The sequence below is a fragment of the Alsobacter sp. genome, assembly GCF_059501845.1.
In genome coordinates this window covers 1,266,814-1,290,713 of record NZ_JCACDK010000018.1, presented here as the reverse complement: position 1 = coordinate 1,290,713, position 23,900 = coordinate 1,266,814, and the positions used below count along the sequence as shown (strand labels likewise).

20 protein-coding genes are annotated in these 23,900 nt (G+C 68.6%); 8 read left to right on the top strand and 12 right to left on the bottom strand.

Features of this window, described 5'->3' with window-relative positions; all coding sequences use genetic code 11:
* The first annotated feature begins 11 nt into the window (after positions 1-11).
* Positions 12-1,085 carry a patatin-like phospholipase family protein gene (locus AC5JCN_RS21000; RefSeq protein ID WP_495757033.1) on the top strand — a complete coding sequence of 358 codons (1,074 nt, stop codon included), beginning with the start codon at positions 12-14 and terminating at the stop codon, positions 1,083-1,085.
* Between the two features lie 188 nt (positions 1,086-1,273).
* Positions 1,274-3,076, top strand: coding sequence for an SLC13 family permease (locus tag AC5JCN_RS20995; protein WP_495757032.1), 1,803 nt, complete (start codon positions 1,274-1,276; stop codon positions 3,074-3,076).
* A 109-nt stretch (positions 3,077-3,185) separates the two neighbouring features.
* On the opposite strand, the gene AC5JCN_RS20990 is transcribed toward AC5JCN_RS20995, so the two are convergent.
* From AC5JCN_RS20990 to AC5JCN_RS20960, 7 genes are all read right to left on the bottom strand, one after another.
* A complete protein-coding gene (locus AC5JCN_RS20990; protein ID WP_495757031.1) occupies positions 3,186-4,385 on the bottom strand; it encodes a M20/M25/M40 family metallo-hydrolase in 1,200 nt (399 codons plus the stop codon).
* Positions 4,386-4,422: 37 nt separating this feature from the next.
* On the bottom strand, positions 4,423-4,686 hold the full coding sequence (locus AC5JCN_RS20985) for a YMGG-like glycine zipper-containing protein (RefSeq protein ID WP_495757030.1): 264 nt from the start codon (positions 4,684-4,686) through the stop codon (positions 4,423-4,425).
* Positions 4,687-4,869: 183 nt separating this feature from the next.
* Positions 4,870-5,814: an ABC transporter permease gene (locus AC5JCN_RS20980; protein WP_495757029.1), complete on the bottom strand. Its 945-nt coding sequence runs from the start codon at positions 5,812-5,814 to the stop codon at positions 4,870-4,872.
* A complete protein-coding gene (locus AC5JCN_RS20975; protein WP_495757028.1) occupies positions 5,811-6,803 on the bottom strand; it encodes an ABC transporter permease in 993 nt (330 codons plus the stop codon). The genes AC5JCN_RS20980 and AC5JCN_RS20975 overlap by 4 nt, the downstream gene beginning before the upstream one ends.
* Positions 6,800-8,302: a sugar ABC transporter ATP-binding protein gene (locus AC5JCN_RS20970; RefSeq protein WP_495757027.1), complete on the bottom strand. Its 1,503-nt coding sequence runs from the start codon at positions 8,300-8,302 to the stop codon at positions 6,800-6,802. The genes AC5JCN_RS20975 and AC5JCN_RS20970 overlap by 4 nt, the downstream gene beginning before the upstream one ends.
* An 85-nt stretch (positions 8,303-8,387) precedes the next feature.
* Entirely contained in the window at positions 8,388-9,416 is a 1,029-nt protein-coding gene (locus tag AC5JCN_RS20965; RefSeq protein WP_495757026.1) for an ABC transporter substrate-binding protein, read from the bottom strand.
* Positions 9,417-9,477: 61 nt separating this feature from the next.
* On the bottom strand, positions 9,478-10,665 hold the full coding sequence (locus AC5JCN_RS20960) for a Gfo/Idh/MocA family protein (protein ID WP_495757025.1): 1,188 nt from the start codon (positions 10,663-10,665) through the stop codon (positions 9,478-9,480).
* A gap of 221 nt (positions 10,666-10,886) precedes the next feature.
* Between AC5JCN_RS20960 and AC5JCN_RS20955 the strand changes: the two genes are divergently transcribed.
* The 3 genes from AC5JCN_RS20955 to AC5JCN_RS20945 are packed head-to-tail and all read left to right on the top strand — an operon-like array spanning position 10,887 to position 14,195.
* Positions 10,887-12,383: a mannitol dehydrogenase family protein gene (locus tag AC5JCN_RS20955; protein ID WP_495757024.1), complete on the top strand. Its 1,497-nt coding sequence runs from the start codon at positions 10,887-10,889 to the stop codon at positions 12,381-12,383.
* Positions 12,380-13,240 (top strand): MurR/RpiR family transcriptional regulator, encoded by an 861-nt coding sequence (locus AC5JCN_RS20950; protein WP_495757023.1) that lies wholly within the window; start codon positions 12,380-12,382, stop codon positions 13,238-13,240. The genes AC5JCN_RS20955 and AC5JCN_RS20950 overlap by 4 nt, the downstream gene beginning before the upstream one ends.
* Positions 13,241-13,280: 40 nt before the next feature.
* A complete protein-coding gene (locus AC5JCN_RS20945) occupies positions 13,281-14,195 on the top strand; it encodes a sugar phosphate isomerase/epimerase family protein (protein WP_495757022.1) in 915 nt (304 codons plus the stop codon).
* Positions 14,196-14,202: 7 nt separating this feature from the next.
* On the opposite strand, the gene AC5JCN_RS20940 is transcribed toward AC5JCN_RS20945, so the two are convergent.
* The 4 genes from AC5JCN_RS20940 to AC5JCN_RS20925 all read right to left on the bottom strand — a co-directional run bounded on the left by AC5JCN_RS20940 (position 14,203) and on the right by AC5JCN_RS20925 (position 17,977).
* Entirely contained in the window at positions 14,203-15,744 is a 1,542-nt protein-coding gene (locus tag AC5JCN_RS20940) for a DHA2 family efflux MFS transporter permease subunit (RefSeq protein ID WP_495757021.1), read from the bottom strand.
* Positions 15,737-16,960: an HlyD family secretion protein gene (locus AC5JCN_RS20935; RefSeq protein ID WP_495757020.1), complete on the bottom strand. Its 1,224-nt coding sequence runs from the start codon at positions 16,958-16,960 to the stop codon at positions 15,737-15,739. Before AC5JCN_RS20935 ends, AC5JCN_RS20940 begins: the two co-directional genes overlap by 8 nt.
* Positions 16,961-17,425 carry a MarR family winged helix-turn-helix transcriptional regulator gene (locus AC5JCN_RS20930; protein WP_495757019.1) on the bottom strand — a complete coding sequence of 155 codons (465 nt, stop codon included), beginning with the start codon at positions 17,423-17,425 and terminating at the stop codon, positions 16,961-16,963. It lies immediately after the preceding gene.
* Between the two features lie 192 nt (positions 17,426-17,617).
* The gene (locus tag AC5JCN_RS20925) at positions 17,618-17,977 is read right to left on the bottom strand and encodes a DUF6665 family protein (protein ID WP_495757018.1); all 360 of its coding nucleotides are present in this window, start codon (positions 17,975-17,977) and stop codon (positions 17,618-17,620) included.
* 130 nt (positions 17,978-18,107) lie between these two features.
* Between AC5JCN_RS20925 and AC5JCN_RS20920 the strand changes: the two genes are divergently transcribed.
* Positions 18,108-19,070, top strand: a complete 963-nt coding sequence (locus AC5JCN_RS20920; RefSeq protein WP_495757017.1) for a c-type cytochrome — start codon at positions 18,108-18,110, stop codon at positions 19,068-19,070.
* Between the two features lie 12 nt (positions 19,071-19,082).
* On the opposite strand, the gene AC5JCN_RS20915 is transcribed toward AC5JCN_RS20920, so the two are convergent.
* Positions 19,083-19,409, bottom strand: coding sequence for a hypothetical protein (locus AC5JCN_RS20915; protein WP_495757016.1), 327 nt, complete (start codon positions 19,407-19,409; stop codon positions 19,083-19,085).
* Between the two features lie 130 nt (positions 19,410-19,539).
* Between AC5JCN_RS20915 and AC5JCN_RS20910 the strand changes: the two genes are divergently transcribed.
* On the top strand, positions 19,540-20,706 hold the full coding sequence (locus AC5JCN_RS20910) for an efflux RND transporter periplasmic adaptor subunit (RefSeq protein WP_495757015.1): 1,167 nt from the start codon (positions 19,540-19,542) through the stop codon (positions 20,704-20,706).
* An 11-nt stretch (positions 20,707-20,717) separates the two neighbouring features.
* Positions 20,718-23,876: an efflux RND transporter permease subunit gene (locus tag AC5JCN_RS20905; protein ID WP_495757014.1), complete on the top strand. Its 3,159-nt coding sequence runs from the start codon at positions 20,718-20,720 to the stop codon at positions 23,874-23,876.
* The last annotated feature ends 24 nt before the right edge of the window (positions 23,877-23,900 follow it).

The following is a 23,900-nucleotide window of genomic DNA, read 5'->3' as shown; positions in this document are numbered from 1 at the left end:
GGGAGATCGAGATGAGCGGAACGGCAGAGAAGACGAGGAGCGGGCGACGTCCGGCCGCGGCGCAGCCGGCCCGTGCGGAGCTTGCGGTGGACCTTGCCCTGCAGGGCGGCGGCTCGCACGGGGCATTCACCTGGGGTGTGCTCGACCGAGTCCTGGAGGAGGACTGGGTCGTCATCAACGGCGTCTCCGGAACGTCGGCCGGGGCAATGAACGCGGCGGTGATGGCGTCCGGACTCGCCAAGGGCGGCCGCGAGGGTGCACGGAGGGCGCTGGAGGATTTCTGGCGCAAGACCGCCGATGCCGCGCGCTACAGCCCGTTCCAACGCAGTCCGCTCGACATGCTGCTCGGCCGCTGGACGCTCGACAACTCGCCGCTGTTCGTCGCGATGGAGATGATGTCGCGGGTGGTGTCCCCCTACGACCTCAACCCCCGCGGCGTGAACCCGCTGACCGAGATTCTGTTGGAGTGCGTGGATTTCCCGGCCATCGCAGGGGGAGAGGTGCAGCTCTTCGTCACCGCCACCAATGTGCGGACCGGCCGGGGCCGTGTGTTCCGCAATCACGAGCTGAGCCCCGACGTGCTGCTCGCCTCAGCCTGCCTGCCGACCCTCTTTCAAGCCGTCACCATCGACGGCGAGGACTACTGGGACGGCGGCTACTCCGGCAACCCCACCATGACGCCGCTGATCCGGGATTCCGACGCACTCGACACCATCCTCGTGCAGATCAACCCCATCGAGCGGCCGGGCACGCCGCGCTCGGCGCGCGACATCATCAACCGCCTGAACGAGGTCTCCTTCAACGCCGTGCTCCTGAAGGAACTGCGCATGATGGCCCTGCTCCGGCGCACCGCCAGCCCCGGACGTGGCGAGTGCGAGCGCTGGGCAAGGATGCGCCTGCATCGGGTGTCCTCCGACCTCATGGTGGAGCTCGGCTACAGCTCCAAGCTCAATGCCGAGTGGGAGTTCCTGACCATGCTGCGCGACGCCGGCCGCCGCGCGGCGGAGGATTTCTACCGCGCCCACAGCGACGACCTCGGCGTCCGCTCCTCGCTCGACATCGACGCCCTGCTGGAAGGCGTCTGACCCATGAGAGATTGCGCCAACCCTATCTTCCCCGGCCGGAGCCGCGCAGCGGCGGAGGGCAAGGGGCTCCAGAGAAAGCTATGTTTCCTGGAGCCCGAGACGAGTCCCAAACAGTGCTGGATCCCTTTCCCGGCCCTTCGGCCCGCCGGGGATGACAACGATCTGCGGATCGCTCCCCGGACTGTCTCATGACCCCCATCGCGTGGACCGGCGCGATCATCGCGGGGACCATGGTCCTGTTCATCTGGAACCGGGTGCCGGTGACAGTGGTCGCCATCGGCTCGGCGCTGGCGCTGTGGGCGACGGGCATTGTGACCCTGCCGGAGGCGCTGCAAGGCTTCGGTGACACCTCCGTCGTGTTCATCGCCAGCCTTTTCGTCGTCAGCTCCGCGCTCGATGCCACCGGTGTGACGGCCTGGGTGGGGCAGAAGCTCGTCGGCGATCCCGGCACGGGCGGCTTTCCCCGATTGCTGATGACGCTGATGCTGCTGGCGGCCGGCCTCACGGCGCTGATCAGCGCCAACGGCGCGGTGGCCGCGCTGCTGCCGGTGGCGAGCGTCGCCGCCATCCGGCTCTCGGTTGCGCCGTCGCGGGTGCTGCTGCCGCTCGCCTTCGCCGCGCATGCGGGATCCAACCTCGTGCTCACCGGCGCGCCCAAGAACGTGCTCGTATCCGATGCGCTGCTCGATGCCGGAATGCAGGGCTTCGGCTACCTCGAATTCGCCCTGGTCGGCGTACCGCTCGTCATCGGGACGGTGATCATCGTCCGGCTGTTCGGCGGCGCCTTGCTGCCGGAGCGCACGAGCCGCAACATGCCCGCTGATCTCAGCCGTCACGCCCGGGTGCTGGTGGAGCAATACGGGCTCGCATCCGGCACGTTCAAGCTACGCGTACGGGAGGGATCGCCCCTGGCCGGGCGTGCGCCGTCACAATCGGACCTGTTGCCGCCCGGGCTGAGGCTGGTCTCGACGCTGGCGGGCGCCCATGGCGGCCCCGTCTCGGGCGTTCTTGCTGCCGGCGACATGCTGATGGTGCAGGGCGAGCCGGCGATGGCGGCCGCCTTTGCCGAGGAGAGCGACCTCAGTTTCCGCGACCTCCGCGAGGATGGAGGCGAGACGCTGCTGAGCCGCAACACTGGCCTGGCCGAGATCGTCATTCCGCCCCGGTCGGCGCTCGTGGGGCGGCAGGCCTTCCCCGGCATGATCACGCCGGAGGGCGACCTCGTGATCCTCGCCATCCAGCGCAACGGGCAGGACGTGGCGGAGGGCGGGATCGAACTCGCGCCCGGCGACACGATCCTCCTGCAGGGCACCTGGAAGGCGCTCGACCAGCGCCTCGGCACTCCCGAGGTGCTGATCGTCGACTCACCGGATCTCGTCCGGCGGCAGGCCGTGCCGCTGGGCGCGGGAGCGCGCATCGCGCTCGGCACGATGGGCGGCATGGTCGTGCTGCTGGCGACCGGGCTGGTGCCCCCGGCCGTGGCCGGTCTGCTCGCCGCCGGGGTGCTGCTCGTCTCGGGCGTGGTGAGCCTCGATGCGGCTCACCGCTCGATCAACTGGACGACGGTCATCCTGGTCGGCGCCATGATGCCGCTCTCGCTCGCCATGGAGCGCACCGGCGCTGCCCAGCTGCTCGCTGACGGCCTCGTGACCGCTGCCGGGCCGCTGGGCCCCACGGCTCTGCTGGCCGGCCTGTTCGTCCTCACCGCGACGCTGGGGCAGATCATGAGCAACACCGCGACGACGCTCATCGTCATCCCCGTCGCGCTGGCGGCCGCCGTGGGGATGGGCGTTTCGCCACGCCCGGTGATGATGAGCCTGTGCGTGGCGGGCGCCGCCTCGTTCATGACCCCCGTCGCGACGTCCACCAACCTGATGGTGATGGGTCCCGGCGGCTACAAGTTCGGCGACTATTGGCGCCTCGGCACGCCGCTGATGGCGCTCTACTTCGTAGTGGCGGTCTTCCTCGTGCCGCTGATCTGGCGGTTCTGAGCAGGTCGTCCTTGCGAGGAGCAAAGCGACGAAGCAATCCAGGGCCGATGCCGGGCGATCGCCAAGAGGCCTGGGTTGCTTCGCTGCGCTCGCAACGACGACCTGGTCCTCAGCTCGTGGCCAGCAGAATGGCCAGCCGGCAGCCGGTCAGGTACTCGTCGAGTTCGACATATTCCTTCACGGTGTGCACCTCGCGCTGACCGGCGCCGATGGTCACGGTCGGGATGCCGTGGCGGCCGTCGAGCCAGTTGGCGTCGAGCCCGCCCGGGGAGAAGACGAGGTTCGGCGCGAGGCCGAGCGCCTTCATGGCCGTCGTGGCGCGTGTCACGGCCGGGCTGTCGTCGGGCACGCGGAACGGCGGATAGGCCGGCACATGGGTGAACTTCACCTCGGCCGGGTTGCCGTCGGCATCCTTCACCTGCGCCTGCGCGGCCTTGAAGGCGGCCTCGTAGCCCTTGGCGATCTTGGTCGCGAAGGCGGATTCGGGGCTGCGCGCCTCGCCGCGGATGTACACGTAGTCCGTGACGACGTTGGTGGCGTCGCCAGCCGGCTTGCCATTCTTACCGCCGAAGACGCCGACATTGCTGGTGCCGTAGCCGTCGTCCTTCTTCACCTTGCCGAACCAGCCGGTCCGCTGCGCCTCGGCGAGTGCGATGGCGCCGACGAGCGTGGCCGAGATCCCCTTCTCGGGCGCCAGGCCGGCATGGGCCGCCTTGCCGTGGATCTCAACCTCCCAGTTCTCCTGTCCAACGGCCCCGGTGATCAGGTCGTCGGGCTTCTGGCTGTCGACGTTGAAGCACATGGTGGGGTTGAGCAGGTCGGCGGCCTTGAGCTCGCGCGCTCCATGAAGTCCGCTTTCCTCGCGCACCGTGAAGAGCAGCGTGATCGGGGGGTGGGGCAGTTTGTGCTTCAGCAGGGTCTCGGCCAGTGTCACCAGCACGCCGCAGCCGGTGCGGTTGTCGCCTCCGAGCGCCGTCGTGCCGTCGGAGACCACGCGCCGTCCCTCGACGCGCGGCTTGGCTCCGGCGCAGAGCGGCACCGTGTCGAGATGCGTCGCGAACATGATGCGCGGACCGGGCGCGGTGCCCGGCAGGTCGACAATGAGGTTGCCCGTCTGGGTGGGCAGCGGGATGCGCGTGTGGGCGTCGTCGTGGCGGATGGCCGCGGCGGGCACGCCCGCCTTCAGCAGCGCGTCGCTCACGGCCTTGCCGATCGCGGCCTCCTCGCCGGTGACGCCTTCGACGGACAGGAAGTCGAGGAGATGCCGCTCGGCGGCTTCTGCGTCGAGGGGAACGGAAGCTCCGCCCATGGGGTATCCTCCGGTAGTTGAGATGTCTGGACGTCGATCAGGGGCAGGGACCGGTGAACCGGCGGCCGCTGCGATCCTGGAAGATGCAATCGTTCGGGGTCGTGGCCCGGCCGATCAGGGCCCCGGCCGCTCCGCCGGCGATGGCGCCGACGGCGGCTCCCCGCCCGCCATTGATGGCCGAGCCGACGAGGGCGCCCGAGCCGGCGCCGATGGCGGCCCCGCCCAGGGTGCGCTGCGACTGGGAACTCGTGTCGCAGCCGGCAAGCGCCAGAACGACGGGGACGATCAGAAGATATCGCATCGCGTCTCTCCCTTTCCGTGCCGGACCTGATTTCAGCCCGTCATCGCCCGGGGCGGCGCGCGAATACGCCATTCCCCTGCTTCTGTGGAGAAAAGTTAGGCTTCTGCTCCGTCGCGGTGATGCGCAGGGAATCCCAATGCTGTGCCGCGCGTCTATTTCTCGGTCGCGTCCAGGCACAGTGGTTCAGGCTTCCGTGAGCCTCGCATAGGCACCGGCCAGCGCCAGGATGATGACGCCGTAGAGGATCTGCTTCACCGGCTCGTGCACGTCGGTGAGCGTCAGGATGCTGGTGAGGACCGTCAGGATCAGCGCGCCGATGATGGTGCCGGAATAGCCGCCGCGGCCGCCGAAGATCGACGTGCCGCCGATGACGACACACGCGACGGAGGGCAGCAGGTAGCCGTCTGCGAGGCTGAGGTCGGCGGCGTTGGTGACCCCGACGAGGACGAGGCCGGCGATCGAGGCGAGGAGTGCGCACAGCACGTAGTCGACGAAGAGCACGCGCCAGACCCGCACGCCCGCGAGTTGCGCGGCCTCGCGGTTGTCGCCGACCGCATAGAGCAAGCGCCCGAAGCCGGTCCGGTTGAGGCCGAAGATCATGAGAGCGGCGATGCCGGCCCACAGGAACAGGCTGACGGGGATGAGGTCGAGCACCTTGCCGCCGCCGATGAACTGGATGATCTCGGGCACCCGCGGCTGGCTCGCCATCATCTGTTGGCTGTAGACGATCATGATGCCGCCGGTCATCAGGCTGGTGCCGAGCGTCATGACGAGCGGCTGCACCCGCAGCAGCGCCACCCCGATGCCGTTGACGACGCCGACCACGAGGCCGAGGAGCAGGGCGAGGCCGATGGCGACGGTTTCGCCGGACGAGGCGTTGGTCGCGAGCAGATAGGCGGACCCGGTGGCGACCGCCGCGACCGAGAGGTCGATGCCGCCGGTCAGCATCACCAGCGTCTGGCCCGCACCGAAGATGGCCAGCGGCGCCGCGAAGAGCAGCGCATTCGACGCCCAGAGCGGGTTCACGGTTCCGGGCCGGATAATCTCGATCGCCGCGACGAACAGGGCGAGCAGGATGACCAGCACCACATTGGTGCGGGTGCGCAGGAAATCGAGGACGGCGCTCACCGGCGCTTCTCCTGCACATAGGCGTAGAGGCCGCCGACCATGACGACGACGACGATGAGCGAGCCCTGGATGACCTGCCCGTAGTTCGGGTCGATGCCGAGAAAGACGAGGTCCATCGGCACGAGAGTCAGCAGGATGGCGGCGATGACGGGGCCCACCATGCCGCCGCGGCCGCCATTCAGGCTGACGCCGCCGATGACGATCGCCGCCACGCTGCTCAGCGTGTAGTAGGTGCCGGCCAGAGGAGCGCCGATGCCGGTGGTCATGGTGAGCGCCATGCCGGCGAGCGCGCAGGCCATGCCGCTGAAGATGTAGGCCACGGTGCGCGCGAAGCGGACATCGACGCCGCTGCGGAACGCCGCGACGGGGTCGCTGCCGGCGGCATAGATCAGCAGGCCCAGCCGGCTCAGCCGCAAGGGCAGCCACACGGCCGTGACGGCCAGGACCATGACGATGAGGGCGTTCGGCGTCCACTCCCAGACATCGATGCCGGCGGCGATGTTGAGATAGGCGGCCGGGGCGCCGCCTCCGGGCCGTTCCATGATCAGCAGCGCCACGCCGGCCCAGATGAAGCCGGTGGTGAGCGTGACCACCACGTCGGGAATTCGGGAGACGGCTGCGATGACGCCGTTGACGAGCCCCATTAGCGCCCCGCACAGGAGCACGAACAGCGAGAGCCCGAGCGACTGCGGGAACGTCGCCTGCACCATCGTGCTCGCCGCTATGACGTTGCACACGGCGATCATTGAGCCGACCGACAGGTCAATGCCTCCGCTGATCACCACGATGGCCTGGGCCGCCGCGGCCAGAGCCAGCGGCAGGGCGCCGAGAGCCAGCGACTGCACATCGAATGAGCCGAAGGCGGGATGGAACAGTTTCGTGGCGACGAGGGCCACGAGAAGCAGGATCGGCATGCCGAAGCTTCCGGCATGCCGGCTCAGCATCCCCGCCCTCGATCGGGGGCCGGCGGCCTCGGCGGGCTGGGTCATGCCATCTCCGGCTGGGTGGGCTGGGACGCGAGCCCGTGGGCGGCGCGCAGCAGCCTCTCCTCGGTGGCCTCGCCGGCCGGCATCTCGCCCGAAATGCGGCCGGAATAGAGCACGATGGCGCGGTCGCAGACCAGGCGGATCTCCGGCAGCTCGGAGGTGAAGAGGAGCACCGAGGCGCCCTGCGCCGCAACCTCGCGCAGCAGGTCGTAGATCTGGCGCTTGGTGCCGACATCGATGCCGCGGGTCGGGTCGAAGCACAGCAGCGTCTTGAAGCCGGACGCGAGCCAGCGGGCAATGACGACCTTCTGCTGGTTGCCGCCGCTCAGCCGGCGCACCTCGGCAGCGGCGCGCGTGTCGACCTGCAGCCGCTTCACGGCGCGCTCGACGCGCTCCTTCTCGGACCGAAGCGGGATCGGACCCCAGTTGCGGAAGCGGCCGAACCCGGCGAGGGCCACGTTCTCGTGGATTGAACGCTGCGGCAGCAGCGCCTGCAGGCGGTTGGCGGGAACCAGCACGAGGCCGGCCCGGATGGCATCTGCGGGATGGCGCAGCAGCAGCGGCCTGCCCTCGGCCAGCACCTCTCCGGCGGTGGCCCGGCGCACGCCGGCAATGCAGTCGAACAGCTCCTCCTGCCCCTGCCCTTCCAGCGCGGCGACGCCCAGCACCTCCCCGCGCGCCACTGTGAAGCCGACGTCCTGCAGGCTGTGCTTGTAGCTGAGGCCGCGCACCTCCAGCGCCGGCGGACCGGACGGAAGGGGACGGGGTGCATCGGGCCGCGGAGCTGCGGCGGACCTCGCGATCTCGGCACCCAGCATCATGCCGACGACCTTGTCCTCGGCGCCCCGGGTCGGGGTCACACCAACGGTGACGCCGTCACGCAGCACCGTGGCGCGGTCGCACATGGCCGACACCTCGGCCATGCGGTGGGAGATGAAGATGACGCTGGAGCCGCGCTTGCGCCAGTCACGCATCACGGCGAAGACCCGCTCGGAGAGATCGGCGGGCAATGCCGCGGTGATCTCGTCGAGCATCAGGATCTTGGGATTGGAGGCCAGCGCGCGCGACAGGTCGATCAGCCGCAGGATGGCGAAGTCGATGTCGCGGGCCCGCTGCGACAGGTCGATATGCTCGATGCCGAGGTCGCGCATGGCGGCCCTGACCGCGTCGAGCGGAACGCGTGCGAGGCGCATGTTCTGCGCCACCGTCAGGTCCGGCACGATGGCGGGATCCTGGTAGACCGAGACGATGCCGGCCCTGCGGGCCTCGGCCGGGGAGGAGAAGCGCACCCGCTCGCCCGCCAGGGTGATCTCGCCGGCATCCGCCGGAAAGACGCCGGTGATGATCTTGACGAGAGTGCTCTTGCCCGCGCCGTTGGCGCCCATCAGGGCATGCACCTCGCCCGCCCGGACCTCGAGGTCCGCGGAGCGCAGTGCCACCACCGAATTGAAGCGCTTGGCGACGCCGCTGATGCGCAGCAGCGCCGTGCCGGGCTCCGACATCCTCACCGTCCCAAGTCACCGCCCAAGAAACGGCCGGGAGACGATTCCCCCGGCCCAATTCAGTCAATGTGCAAGAAGACCGGGATCACGGCCCCTTGCAGGCCAGGATCTGCTGCATGGTGAAGCTCGTGTAGGGCGCCACCTCGATGGCGACGCTGTAGAAGGGGTCGAGCTTGGGATCGTAGGCCTTCTTCAGCTGCGCCATGCCGGCGTCCGTGGTGTTGTCCCACAGGGTCGGCGTGATCGTCACCACCTTGGGATGGTCCTTCTTCTTCTCGAGCACGTCGAGGGCAAGGCCGAGCCCGGCGCCGCCGACGGCCGGCGGATTGCTCACCGCTGCGCCAACGAAGCCCTTGTCCTTCAGCTCGATCATCTGGCCGATGAAGCCGTTGTTGTCCGCGCCGACCACGGGCACGAAGGGCTTGCCGGCGGTCTTGTAGGCGTCGACCACGGTGGAATCGATGCCCGAGGTCCAGATCCCGTCGATCTGCTTGCCCGACGCGATCAGGTCCTTGGTGACCTGCGCCGTCTTGTTCAGCGCCCAGCCGGAGAAGACCGAGGTCACGGTGACGCCGGGATAATCCTTGGCGACCTCGGTGAAGCCCTTGTGGCGGTCTGCGTCGGCCGGCACCCCGTCGATGCCGCGCATCTCGACCACGGTTCCCTTGCCGCCCAGCCTATCGAACAGCCACTTGGCGCCGATCTTGGCGTAGGCGACCTGGTCGTTGGTGAGCACGTAGGCCTCGGGGGCGGAGACCGCCTGGTCGACGGCAACCACGACGATGCCCTTGTCAGCCGCCTGCTTGATGACGGGGTTCAGCGCCTCGCGATCCGAGGGATTGATGATGATGGCATTGGCGCCGGCCGAGATGAGGTTGCGGATGTCGGCGATCTGCTCGGACGGGCCGCCATTGCGGTTGGCGACGACGACCCTGGAGACCAGACCCGAGGCCTCGGCCTGCGCCTTGATCGAGCAGATCATCTCCTCGCGCCAGCCATTCCCGATCAGCGTGTTCGATACGCCCACGACGTACTTGCCCGCGGCGCCCGCCTCCGTCGCCGCCATGGCGACCGCCGCGAGACAGATGCCGGCCAACAGGTGTCCTGACTTCATGGTCTTCCTCCCTTGTCCGGCAATCCGGTCCATCATGGCCGGAAGCCGGTTCTCGTTGCAGCTAGCGTAGACCGGCGAAGGTCCACGCGCCATTCCCGCGGCTCGATTCGACGGCCGCCTCGACGAAGGCAATGCCCTTCGCCCCATCCACGACATTCGGGGTGAGCGCAGCGGCTTGCTCGTCGGGTGAACGCCCCTCGCGCCGTGCCCGGACGAGCTCGGCCGCGCCCCGGTAGAAGTTGGCGAAGCCCTCGATGTAGCCCTCGGGATGCCCGGCCGGCATGCGCGAGCCCTCGAGCGCCGCGGCATGGTTGCCGGGCCCGCCGCGCTGGATGATCCGCGTCGGCTCGCCATACGGCGTGAAGCGCAGGATTTCCGGCGTCTCGCCGCACCATTCGAGCCCGGCCTTCGTGCCGAAGACCTTGAGGCTGAGGTTGTTGAGGTTGCCGACTGCGACCTGGCTCGCCGTCAGCGTGCCCCGCGCACCGCCGGCGAAGCGCAGCATCACATGGGCATTGTCGTCCAGCCGGCGCCCGGGGACGAAGGTGGTGAGGTCGGCCGCGACCTCCTCAAGCTCGAGCCCGGTGACGAAGAGCGCAAGGTTGTGGGCATGGACGCCGATGTCGGCGAGGACGGCCGAGGAGCCGGCCCGGGCGGGATCCGTTCGCCACTCCGCCTGCTTCTGGCCGTCGGCGTCGATCGGGTTGGTGAGCCAGTCCTGGATGTAGGAGGCGTGGACCAGCCGGAGATCGCCGAGATCACCGGCGCGGATCATCTCGCGCGCCTGCCGCACCATCGGGTAGCCGGTGTTGTTGAGGGTGACGGCGAAGACGAGCCCGGTCTCGCGCGTCAACGCCACGAGTTCCCGTGACTGGGCGATGTCCGCCGACAGCGGCTTGTCGCAGATGACGTCGATCCCTGCTTCGAGGAACGCCTTGGCCACCGGGTAGTGCAGGTGGTTCGGCGTGACGATGACGACGGCCTCGATCCCGTCCGGCCGCGCCGCCTCCCTGGCTGCCATCTCGCGGTAGTCGGCATAGGCGCGGTCCGGTGCGATTCCGAGGTCCAGTGCGGAGATGCGGGCGTTCTCCGGATCCGCAGAGAGGGCGCCTGCCTCCAGCGAGAACAGGTCGTCGAGACGCATCGCCATGCGGTGGACAGCGCCGATGAAGGCATTGCGGCCGCCGCCGACCATGCCGACCCTGAGCCTGGAAGGCCCGCCAACCCTGTCGGCCGTCGCGTGAACCATCCGCCGTTCCTCCCCGCCGGCAGCACCCCCGCCCCGGCAGACATCTCATCGCGGCGCGTTGCCGACCGGACAGGTCGTTCGCGCCATTCTGCCGACGAGACTGGCAGGATTATTCTGTTTGTCAAATCTGGAAAAGACGTTCTAACTGTTGGACTGACGCGCCGGGTCCGCCAAGTCGGCCACGGTCATAACGCCGGAACACCGGCCAGGGATCGCACGGGATGGAACGCCTCTCGCCCGCCACGGCCGCCCGGCTGCCAGCCGGCGTGCGCAGGCCCGGCTACGACCGGTCCCGCCTGCACACCGGGATCCTGCATCTCGGAGTCGGCGCGTTTCATCGCTGCCATCAGGCCGACTTCGCGGAGGATCTCGCCGAGGCCGGCCACACGCAATGGGGTCTCGAAGGCATCAACCTGCGGCCACCCCGCATCGCCGATCGCCTGGCGGCGCAGGACGGTCTCTATGTCAGGCGCCTGACGGCGTCGGGATCCGCCGAGTCCCGCCTGATCGGCTGCATCCGCTCCGTCCGGGATGCCGAGGACGACTGGCAGGCGGCGCTCTCCGCCCTCGAACGGCCCTGCATCCACGCAGTGACGCTCACGGTGACGGAGAAGGGGTATTGCCACGTCCCCGCGACCGGCGCGCTCGACTACACGCGGCCAGAGGTGCAGGCGGACCTTGCCGGCAACGCACTGCCCGCCACTGCTGCCGGCTTTCTCGTCGACGCCCTGGCACGCCGCCGGACGGCCGGCGCCGGTCCGGTCACCCTCGTCAGCTGCGACAATGTCGCGAGCAATGGCCGGGTGCTGGAGACCGTCCTGCGGGACGTCGCGGCGGCCCGCAATCCCGGCCTGCTCGGCTGGATCGACGCGAACGTCACCTTCCCCTCCACCATGGTCGATCGCATCGTCCCCGCCACCCCGACCGCCGAGTTCGACGCCTTTGCGGCTGAAACGGGCCTGCGCGACGAGGGGCTGGTCGTCGGCGAGCCCTTCCGTCAGTGGATCCTGGAAGACCGTTTTGCTGGTCCACGCCCGCCCTGGGACGAGGCGGGCGCCAGCTTCGTGGGGGATGTCGAGCCCTTCGAGTTCACCAAGATGCGCATCCTCAATGCGGCGCAGTCGGCTGTGGCGTCGCTGGGGCTTCTCTGCGGGCTCGCGTTTACGTGGGAGGCCGTTGCGGATCCTGTGCTGGGAGGCTGGACGCGGGCCATGCTGCTGCGGGAACCCGTTTCGACCGTCGCGGGAATGCCGGGCCTGCCGGCGACGGACTACGTGGCGCTGTCGCTGAGCCGCATCGCCAACACCAGCATCTCGCACCGCTGCAGCCAGATCGCGACGGACGGGACGCAGAAGCTGGTGCAGCGCTTCGTGGCGCCCTACCGGCTACGCCTGAAGGCAGGACAGTCCTCGCCCCGCCTTGCCCTCGCGATCTCCGCGCTTCTCGCGTGCCTGTGCGCAGCGGCGCCCGCCTTCGGCGCACGCTGGACACTCGACGATCCATTGGCGGACCCCATCCGCGACATGGCGGAAGCCACCGGCCACGACGCGGCCGCCCTGTCTGCCCGGCTGCTCGGCATCGAGGCTCTCTTCGGCACCGACCTCGCCTCCTCTCCCCTTCGCGATGCGGTCGCCGCGCATCTCCCGGCCTTGCTCGGACCTGCTCCGCGGGCCTACGTCCAGCGTCAGCTGGAGGCCGACGGGATCATGCCGGGATGAGGCCGCAGGACCAGAGCAGGACGGCACGCAGGACGCTCGTCGGGCATTCGCCGCCGCGCACATACGAGGAGCTGCGCGCCGTGCTCGGCTCCGACACGCTGCGCCTTCCCCGGAAGCTGCGGCAGGTCGGCACCTTCTTCTGGCAGCATCCGAGCGCCGTGGCGCTCGGCACCATCACGGGCGTCTCGGAGCAGGCCGGCGTCATGCCGTCAGCCATCGTCCGCTTCGCCCAGGCGTTGGGCTTCTCCGGCTTCACCGACCTGCAGCAGCTGTTCAAGGACTATGTCCGCGACGGCTGGGGGGATGGCCGCGAGCGCAGCCCCCTGCCGGGTCCCGAGGAGCCGGTTGCCGATGCGCTGCTCCTGCACGGCTTCCTCGACGCGGCACAGGCCGCGTTGCAACGCACCGCCGGCGACATGCCCGTGGCGGACTTCGGGCTCGCTGCCGACGTGCTCGCGGCTTCCGAATGCATTTACCTCGCCGGCAGCAAGCGGGCCTTTCCCGTCACCACCTATGCCGGCATCACGCTGACGCGGCTCGGCATCCGGAATGTCGTCATCGACAATGTCGGGCAGGCCGGCTTCGACCAGCTGTCGTGGGCGGGGCCCCGGGACGCACTGCTCGCGGTAAGCTTCAGCCCCTACAATTCGGTGACGCCGGAACTCGCCGCACTCGCAGCCCAGCGGGACGTTCCGGTGGTTGCGATCACCGACGGGATCCTCAGCCCGCTCGTTCCGCTGTCGCGGGTGTGGCTGGAGGTCATCGAAGGCAATTTCCGCGGCTTTGCCACAGTGTCCGCCAGCATCGCCGTTGCGACGGCGCTGGCGCTCGCGGTGGCGCGGCGGCGTGCGGGCTAAGGAGCCCGCGGCACGATCAACGAACGGGGAGGAACTCGCGATGCAGCTCGGAATCCTGACGGCACCTTTCGGCGATCAGTCTCTCGACGAAGTGGCGGAGTGGGCCGCGGGCGCCGGCTTCGAGGCGCTCGAGGTCGCCTGCTGGCCGGCCTCCGGCGGCGCTGCGCGGCGCTATGCCGGAACGAGCCATATCGACGTGACCAAGCTCACAGCCGCTTCGGGCCGGGAGATCCTGGGATCGCTGGAGGCCCGGGGCCTCTCGGTGTCGGCGCTGGGCTACTATCCCAACCCGCTGCACCCCGACCCCGCGCATCGCGCCGAGGCGATCGCGCACCTGAAGGCGGTCATCAAGGGTGCCGGCACCATGGGGCTCCCCCTCGTCAACACCTTCCTCGGCGGCGACGCCGCCAAGACCGTGGACGCCAACTGGCAGGAGGCGCTGAAGGTGTGGCCCGACATCGTCGCCTATGCCCAGGACCACGGCGTGCGGGTGGCGTTCGAGAACTGCCCGATGATCTTCAGCGCCGACGAATGGCCCGGCGGCCACAACATCGCCTACTCGCCGCAAGTCTGGCGGCGGATCTTTGAGGCGTGGGGCGACAAGGTCGGCATGAACTACGACCCCTCGCACCTCGTCTGGCAGATGATCGACCAGGGCCGCTTCATCCGGGAGTTCGGGCCGCACATCGTGCATGTCCACGCAAAGGACCTGCTGATCGACCGTGACGGGCTCTACGAGCGGGGCATCCTGTCGGCGGGCATGGGCTGGCAGGTGCCGCGCATGCCCGGCCTCGGCGAGGTCAACTGGCCGGCTTTCTTCTCCGACCTCTACCGCGCCGGCTATGACGGGCCCGTCATCATCGAGCACGAGGACCGGCAGTTCGAGGGCACGCGCGAGAAGGTGCACCGCGGGTTCTATCTCGCGCGCGACGTGCTCCGCCCCTACATCAAGTAAGCCCGGCTTACTCGACCGCGACGCTGTGGTCGACCTTGGCGGCTTCTTTGGGCTGCCGCAGCAACACAAGCAGCGGCATCGCCAGGAGCGACATGATCATCAGCAGCTTGAAGTCGTCGATGTAGGAGATGATCGTCGCCTGCATCGTGACCATCCCGTCCAGCGCTGCGCGCCCCGCCGCGGTGAACGGGCTCAGGGCTGGCGACAGATAGGGATCGGACAGGACCGGGTTGGACGGCGTCACATACGCCCCGATTTCCGCGTGGTTTCGCTGGACGTTCTGGGCCAGCAGCGTCGCCACGAAGGAGATCCCCACGCTCGACCCGATGTTGCGGGAGAGGTTGTAGAGGCCCGTCCCCTCCCCGCGCATGTCCGCCGGAAGCGTCGAGAAGGCGATGGTGGTGAGCGGCACGAAGAGGAAGCCGAGCCCCGCCCCCTGCACGAAGCCGACGCTGACGATCGTCCATTTCGAAATGTCCGGGGTCCAGCCGGTCATCTCGTACATGGCCCAGGCGGTCAGTCCCAGGCCGAGGCCGAGGAGCAGGCGCGTGTCGACCTTGCCGATCATCTTGCCGACCACGAACATGCACACCATCGTGCCGAGCCCGCGCGGCCCCATCACGATGCCGGCCGTGACGACGGGGTAGCCCATCAGGGTCTGCAGATAGGGCGTCATCAGCGCGAGGGAGGCGAGGTACGTCACTCCCACGATGAAGATGAAAAACATGCTCACCGCGAAGTTGCGGTCGAGGAACAGCCTCGGGTTGATGAAGGCATTGCGGCGCGTGAAGATCTGCACGAGGAAGACGTAGAAGGCGGCGGCGCTGATTGTTGCCTCCAGCACGATCTCGCCCGACGAGAACCAGTCGAGCTGCTCGCCCCGGTCGAGGAACAGCTGGAGCGCGCCGATCGCGACGCTCAGCGCGCCGAAGCCGAGCCAGTCCAGCCGCGCCATCATGTCGGTTTTCGTGTCCCGGACGAATGCGACGATGCCGGCAAAGGCCAGGGCACCGATGGGCAGGTTGATGTAGAACACCCAGCGCCAGCTGATGTTCTCGGTGAGCCAGCCGCCGATCACGGGCCCAAGCACCGGGCCGACCATGACGGACACGCCGAACAGCGCCATGGCGGAGCCGCGCTCCTCCGGCGTGTACATGTCCAGCAGGATCGATTGCGACAGCGGCACGAGCGCGGCGCCGAACAGCCCCTGCATGAGCCGGAACGCCACGATCTGCGTCAGCGACTGCGCCATGCCGCACAGCATGGACGCGACGACGAAGCCGGCGATGGCGGACAGGAGCACGCGCTTGCGTCCGAACCGGCTCGCGAGGAAGCCGGAGGGCGGCGTCATGATCGCGGCGGCGACGATGTAGGAGGTCAGGACCCAGTTGATCTGGTCCTGGCTCGCCGACACGCTGCCCTGAATATAGGGCAGCGCCACGTTGGCGATGGTGGTGTCGAGCGCCTGCATGATGACGGCGAGGATCACGCACGCGGTGATCGCTCCCCGGTTGGCGACCTTTCCGGCCGCCGCGACTGCCTCAGCCATGATCGCCTGCGTAAGCCTTGTCCCCCAGAATGCGGGTGACGAATTCCGGCAGCCCGCGGGGATGGCCGGTGTCGATGTCCACGACGGCGCTCATGCCAACACGCAGCGGCGGCTTGCCATCCTGGTCCTCGATGCGCACGCGCATCGGGATGCGCTGCACCACCTTCACCCAGTTGCCGCTGGTGTTCTGGGCCGGAAGCAGGGCGAAGCTCGACCCCGAGGCCGGGCTGATGCTCTCCACCGTTCCCGTCCAGGCCACGCCGGGATAGGCGTCCACCGTGATGCCGACCTTCTGTCCGGGATGCACATAGGTGAGTTCAGTCTCCTTCGGGTTCGCCTCGATCCAGGCCGAGTTCTCGGCAACGAGGTTGAACGCCTGCTGCGACGCCTGCAGGTAGGTGCCGACCTGGATGCGGTCGACATTGGTGACGATGCCGTCGAAGGGCGCCCGCACGACGGCGTCGGCGAAATCCTTCTCGGCCCGGTCCACGGCCGACTTCGCCTGCAGGTACTGGGCGTTCTGCTCGACCGGACGGTCCGCGTCTCCACCGAGCTGCGCCAGCACGGCTTCCGCTGCCGCACGGGCGACGCGGACCTTCTCCTCGGCGGCATCGAGATCGTGCTTAGCCTGGTCGTAGGCGGCGCGCGAGGCGGCGGCGCTGGCGGACAGGTCCTGCTGGCGCTTGAACACGGCCTGGAAGAAGGGAACGTCCGCTTCCGCCTGCGTGACCTGCGCCTGCATCTGCCTGTAGTTCGCGCCGAGCGTCAGGACCTGGTTACGCACGTTCTCCAGCTGCGCGCGGGCGCCATCGAGCGCGATCCGCAGGTCGCTGTCGCGCAGCCTGTAGAGCAGCTGGCCCTTTGTAACGCGCTCGTTCTCATGCACCGCGACCTCGGCCACCGTGCCCGCAACGTCGGTGGAGACGTTGACGATGTCGGCGCCGACATAGGCGTTCTCGGTGGAGATCACGGCACCGCCGGTGACGTAGTAGTAGCCGCCGGCGACGAGCGCGGCCGGGAGAGCCAGGAACAGCACGGGACGGAGCCAGCCGCGGCCCTTGCGGGCCGGCGGGGCAGCCGTCTCGGTCGCGGCCTCGGCCGCGGGAGGTTGAGACTGCGGGGGCGGAGTCTGGGGCGCCTCGCGCCGCGCCTCGCCAAGCCGGCTGACGCTGGCGCCGGAAGGCTCAACGGGTCCGGTCTTGATGGCCTGTGACATTTACTTCGCGCCTTTCACTTCGATCGGCGTATTGCAGGCGTCGATCAGGTTGGTTTTCATCAGGGTGAGGGCCGCCTCGAGCAGCTGCCGCTGCTCGGGCCCCAGGCCTTCGAGCGCCTCGGCGCGGGTCTGGTCGCCCAGTCCGCGCATGACCTCGAGGATCGGGTGGGCCTTTTCGGTCAGGTAGAGCTGCCAGACGCGGCGATCCTTGGGGTGTTGGCGGCGCTCGATGAGCCCATGCGCCTCGACCTTGTCGAGGATGCGCACCAGCGTGATCGGCTCGATCTCGAGGAGCTCGGCCAGGCCGCCCTGGTGGATTCCCTCGTTGCGGGCGAGATAGGCGAGCACCTGCCATTGCGACCGCGTCAGCCCAAGGCTCCGCGCCCGCTGCTCGAAGCGCTTGCGCAGGAGCCGCGCGACGTCGTGGAGGAGAAAACCGAGGGTGGGGTTGGTCTGTGAGGGCACGTGCGGTTCGCCACTGAGCTGATCATAAGCATGCTTATCGAATGCATGCTTAGCGCCATGTGGGGCGCTGATCAACGCGATCAACCCTCCCGTACGCTCGCGAAGGCGCGAGCCAGCCATGCACCGCATGCAAGCTTGTTGTTGGAACCAGTCGTATTCTGCTGATCGAGCTGCCCGGCCCTGTGGGTCCGCTCAGGGCGTCGCGGGCTTTGGCGGCGTGGAGACCCGGCCCATGCGGTTCAGCACGTCACGCGGGATGGCGTAGGCCTTCACCACCTGGTCCCAGTGCCGCAGGCCGCAGAGTTCGCGCTGGATCATCAACGCCCACGCCTTCTCCGCCGCAGTATCGCGCAGTCGGGAATGCGCTTCGGGTTCGGCCGCCGCCCGGCCCTCCGCTTCGAAGGCCCGCAGCCGGGCCAGCGCCTGCTCGACCTGCTGTCCCATGTCGCCCAGCGTCTGCGCCTTCTGCTGGGCGATCTCGTAGTCCAGCACGTTCATGCCGGTTTCGACCGCGCGGCCGGGGGTCAGGGACTGAGGGAGGCGAAAGGACATGGCTGGCTCGGCGGGGGTGGCTGGGGCCGAAAGGTTATGGTGTCCTGCGCCGGAATGGAAAGGCGTGCGGTCGCCGGCGAGAACGCTTCGTTGAGGAGGTGAAGTGCTATGGTCGGCGTGGGAGGACTCCATGCCGACGCTGAGGATAGCCTGCACTGCCCTGCTGGTGGCCGTGGCCGCCGCAATGGGGGCCGGCCGAGCAACGTCGCAGGAGACTGCGCCACCCACGCCCGCGAAGGCCACCCCCTGGACGCCCCCGGACATCGGCGCCCTGCCAGACGACGCGACGGGCCGCAGGGTCCGGCTCGGGCGGGACATCTTCACCGCGACCTACGCGCATATCGGCCCGAACGTCCCGGACGCGGGGAAGCGCTATGCCGGCAACAACCTCGCCTGCCGCAATTGCCACCTGCATGCCGGCACTGAGCCTTACGGCTTCCCCGTCTATGGCATCGCGCCGGACTTCCCGGCCTACAGCGCCCGCACCGGCACCGAGATCACGCTGCTGGACCGGCTGAACTCCTGCATGCGCCGCAGCATGAACGGGCGGCCGATGCCGCCAGACTCGCCCGAGATGCAGGCGCTGGTCGCTTATATCGACTTCCTGTCCACGGGTGTCCCGGACAGCGTCAAGCTCAGGGGCTACGGAGCGGGCCGCATGGCGCTGCTCGACCGTGCTGCCGACCCCGGCCGGGGCAAGCCGGTCTACGAGGCGAAATGCGTGGCCTGCCATGGCGAGAATGGCCAAGGCGTGCGCCGCAGCCTGCCGTCCGTCGACCTCGGCTACATGGTTCCGCCGCTCTGGGGACCGGACAGCTTCAATGACGGGGCTGGCATGAACCGGCTGATCACGGCCGCGAACTTCCTGCACTCCAACATGCCGCATGGGACGGACTACCTGCATCCGACGCTGGCGGTAGAGGAGGCATGGGACGTGGCCGCCTACATGCTCGACCAGAAGCGGCCTTCGATGGCTGGCCTCGACAAGGATTTCCCGGACCGGTCCACCAAGCCGTTCGACACGCCCTACGGCCCCTGGGCTGACGATCTACCGCCGGCGCGGCACCGCTTCGGCCCGTTCCCGCCCCGGTAGAGCACGTACACGCTACTTCGGGTCGGTTGGCTGCAGGACGATCCCTTCGGCCAGTTGCAGGCAGGTCAGCAGGTCGACATAGCCGTTGTAGGCGGAGACGCTGTTCTTGGTGTCGCACTCCGCCTTTGAAGCGGGCTTGGCCTTGGCCCAGACCCCCGCAGCCTGGTCGCGCGCCGCGCTCTGGTCGCGGATGCAAGCCGCGTAAAGGCCGGGCGTGACGCTTTCCTGCTCCTGCGCACGCCGGCACGTCTTCTCGATGTCGTAGGCCGGCAGCCTGTCGGCGGCACGCTCCGGCGCCGGGAGCAAGGCGATCAGGAGAGCGAGAGCGCTGCCGTTCATCGTGTTCCGGTGACTTCTTTTCGGATGGCTGGACGATACCACCAGGGGTTGCCGGTTGATAGTTACGCTCCCGCTGGTTTAATGCGCGCCGGGTGGCCCGAGTGGCCACACAGATCCCCCGGGAGGCGTCGTGGGCGAATCGAACGGCAGGTCCCGGTCCATGCGCGGGATCGGACCGGCGGCGCTGCTTCTGGCGGTGCTGGTGGCCGGCTGCAACCAGCAGCCCGCGCTGGTCCCTCCGCCGCCCAACCCCGTGGTCGTCGCGACGCCGCTCCGGCAGGAGCTGGTAGATTACGCCACCTTCACCGGCCAGACGTCGCCGGTGCAGTCCGTCGACCTGATGGCGCGCGTGCCGGGCTATCTGCGCAAGGTGGAGTTCGTGGACGGCACGGACGTGGAGGACGGCAAGGAGCTCTTCCTCATCGAGCCCGAGCCGTACCAGGCGCAGGTCGAGCTCGCTCAGGCCACCGTGGAGCAGCACCAGGCGCAGCTGAAGGCCAACGAGGCCGAGTTCGAGCGCCAGCAGACCTTGCAGCAGCAGTCGGTGTCCACGCAGGCCAATTACGACCGCGCTCTCGCCAACCGCGACGCCGAGCGCGCGGCAGTCGCGGAGGCGCAGGCCAACCTGACGACCGCCCAGATCAATCTCTCCTACACAAAGGTGCTTGCGCCGTTCTCGGGCCGTATCGGCCGCCGGCTCGTGGACCCCGGAAACCTCGTCGGACAGGGTGCGCCGACCAAGCTGGCCACGATCCAGGACATCGGCCAGATCTATGTCTACTTCACCGCCGCCGAGCCGGATGTGCTGCGGTTCCGCAAGGCCATGGCGCAGGAAGGGATGACGCGCGAGACTCTCTCGCGCATCCCGGTCGAGGCCGGGCTGCAGGACGACAAGGGCTACCCCTACAAGGGCAGGCTGGATTTCGCCGACACCGGGATCGACACCACAACCGGCACGCTGCAGGTGCGTGCCGTCATCGACAACGCCGACAAGCGGCTGATCCCGGGCCTGTTCACGCGCCTGCGGATCCCGCTCGGTCCCCCGGCGCCGGCCCTCGTCCTGCCGGAGACCGCCTTCGGCATCGACCAGGTCGGCAGCTACGTGATGGCGGTCGACAAGGACGACGTCGTCTCGCTGCGCCGCGTCACCACGGGCCCGGCCCGTGACGGGCTGCGGGTGGTCACCAGCGGTGTCGCGCCGGAGGACCGCATCGTCATCGAAGGGATCCAGAACGCCGCTCCCGGCCGCAAGGTCGCCGTACGCCCGGGCACGGTCGCCGCTCCGGCGGCACCCTGAAGGAGGCGGCGATGCTGGCGAAATACTTCATCGAGCGTCCGATCCTCGCCAACGTCATCGCCATCCTGACGATCGTGATCGGCGCGGTGGCCATCCTCTACCTGCCCGTCGCCCAGTACCCGCCGATCACGCCGCCCACGGTGCAGGTGACGGCACGCTATCCCGGCGCCAGCGCACAGACCGTCATCGAAACCGTCGCCCTGCCCATCGAGCAGCAGGTCAACGGCGTCGAAAACATGCTGTACATGCAGTCAACGGCGGCGAATGACGGGACGTACAGCCTCATCGTCACCTTCGCCGTCGGCACGAACCTCGATATCGCGCAGGTCCAGGTGCAAAACCGCGTCGCCTCGGCGCTGGCATCGCTGCCGCAGGCCGTTCAGGCCCAGGGGGTCACGACCAAGAAGAAGTCGACGTCCATCCTGCAGATCGTGGTGCTGACCTCCGGAGACCCGAAGCTCGACAGCCTGTTCCTCTCCAACTACGCGACGATCAGTGTCCGAGATCCGGTCGCCCGGCTTCCCGGGGTGGGCGACACCAACGTCTTCGGCATCGGCCAGTACAGCATGCGGATCTGGCTCGACCCGCAGAAGATGCTGGCGCGATCGCTGGACGCGTCCGATGTGATCAACGCGATCCAGGGCCAAAGCCAGGAGGTGCCGGCCGGTCAGGTCGGCGCGCCGCCGACGCCCGACGGACAGGCCTTCCAGCTGACCCTCAACATGCGCGGGCGCTTCACGACGGCGGAAGAGTTCGCCGACATCGCGGTGAAGACCGACAACACGTCGGGCGGCAGCATTACGCGGCTGCGAGACGTCGGCCGGGTGGAGCTGGGCGCGCAGACCTACAGCCAGTTCTTCACCGTCGACGGCAAGCCTGCCGCGGGCCTCGCCGTGTACCAGCTGCCCGGCGCCAACGCCCTCGACGTGGCGAAGCAGGTCCGCTCCGAGATGGAGCGCCTGTCGAAGGCCTTTCCGTCCGGCGTCATCTACGACATCCCCTTCGACACGACGCTCTTCGTGAAAGCGTCGATCGACGAGGTCTACCGCACGCTGTTCGAGGCGGCGGCCCTCGTGCTCGTCGTCATTCTCGTCTTCCTGCAGAACTGGCGGGCCATGCTGGTGCCGGCCACGACGGTGCCGGTGACGATCATCGGCGCCTTCGCGGCAATGGCGCTGCTCGGGTTCAGCATCAACCTGCTGACGCTTTTCGCGCTCGTCCTCGCCATCGGGATCGTCGTCGACGACGCCATCGTCGTGGTCGAGGGCGTATCGAAGCACGTCGAGGGCGGCATGACGCCCAAGGACGCCGCGATCCGGGCAATGGGCGAGCTGATCCGGCCGATCATCGGCATCACGCTGGTGCTGATGTGCGTCTTCATCCCGGCGGCGCTGCTGCCGGGCATCACCGGCCAGCTCTACCGGCAGTTCGCGCTCGTCATCGCGGCGACGGCGCTGATCAGTGCCGTCAATGCCGTCACGCTGAAGCCGACGCAGAGCGCGCTGTGGCTCAGGCCCGTGCCGCCCGGCCATCGAAAGAACGTCTTCTACCGCGGCTTCGACGCCGTCTACGGCCGGATCGAGAGTGGATACGCCCGGCTGGTGCACGGGCTGGTGCGGCATGCGAAGCTCTCGGCGTTCGTCGCGCTGGTGCTCGTCGGGATTGCGGTCTGGGGCCTCGTGCGGCTGCCGACCGCCTTCATCCCGAACGAGGACCAGGGCTACCTGCTGGTCAGCGTGCAGCTTCCCGACAGCGCGGCGCTGGACCGCACGGGCAAGGCCATGACCGAGGTGACCAGGATCGCCCAGGCCACGCCCGGTGTTAAGCACGTCGTCTCCATCGGCGGCGTGTCACTCTTCGACAACAACGCCTCGCTGGCCAATTCCGGCATCGCCTATGTCATCTTGAAGGACTGGGACCAGCGCGGGAAAGGCGAGGACATCCTGTCGGTCTACCGCGGTCTGCAGGCGGCGTTGGACGCCATGCCGCAGGCCCGCTCGACCGTCGTGCCGCCGCCGCCGATCCAGGGCCTCGGCCTCGCCGGCGGCTTCCAGATGCAGGTCGTGCTGAACGACGGGTCCTTCGACTACACCAGGCTGGAGCAGGCGGCCCGCGCCATCGTCGACCTCGGCAACGCGCAACCCGAGCTGGCGCGCCTGATGACGCCCTTCCGTGGATCGGCGCCGCAGCTCACGGCGGATTTCGACCGGCGAAAGGCCCAGACGCTCGGCGTCGAGGTCGGCAACGCGTTTCAGACGGTGCAGACCTATCTGGGCTCCACCTTTGTCAGCCAGTTCTCCCTGTTCGGCCATACTTTCCCGGTGTTCGTGCAGGCGGATTCGGGCTTCCGCCTGACGGCCGACGATGTCGGAAAGCTGCAGGTGCGCAACAGCCAGGGCGCGATGACGCCCATCGGTACGCTCGCCACGGTGCGGCCGACACCCGGCCCTGCCCTCGTGTCGCTCTTCAACATGCATCCTACCGCCGTGGTGAACGGCGCGGCCGCACCCGGCATCAGCTCCGGCGAGGCGCTGGCGGTGATGGAGCGTGTCGCCGCAGCCTCGCTTCCCGACGGGACGGGATACTCGTGGGTCGGCGTCTCCTACCAGGAGAAGCAGGTGGGCGGGCAGGCCTACTGGGTGTTCGCGCTGGCGTTGCTGCTGGTGCTGCTGGTGCTGGCCGGACAGTATGAGAGCTGGAGCGCGCCCTTCGGCGTCGTGCTCGCCGTGCCGCTCGCCTTGCTCGGCACGGTTGGCGCGCTGATGCTGGTGGGGGCGGCGAACAACATCTACACGCAGATCGGACTGGTTCTGCTGATCGCGCTCGCCAGCAAGAATGCCATCCTCATCGTCGAATTCGCCCGCGACCTCCGCAACCTCGAAGGCCGTAGCATCGAGGAGGCCGCCGTGGAGGCCGCGCGCATGCGCTTCCGCCCCATTATTATGACATCCTTCGCCTTCATCCTCGGAGTCGTGCCGCTGGTCTTTGCCACGGGCGCAGGCGCAGCGGCGCGCAAGTCGATCGGCATCGCCGTTTTCAGCGGCATGCTCGCCTCGACCTGCCTCGCCGTCCTTTTCGTGCCGGCCTTCTTCGCCGTTCTGGAAGGCTGGTCCGAGCGCCGGCGCGCCGGTGTAACGGCCACGGCGAAGCCAGCGACCGCCCAGCCCTGAGCTGGCCGGACACCAAGGGAGAAC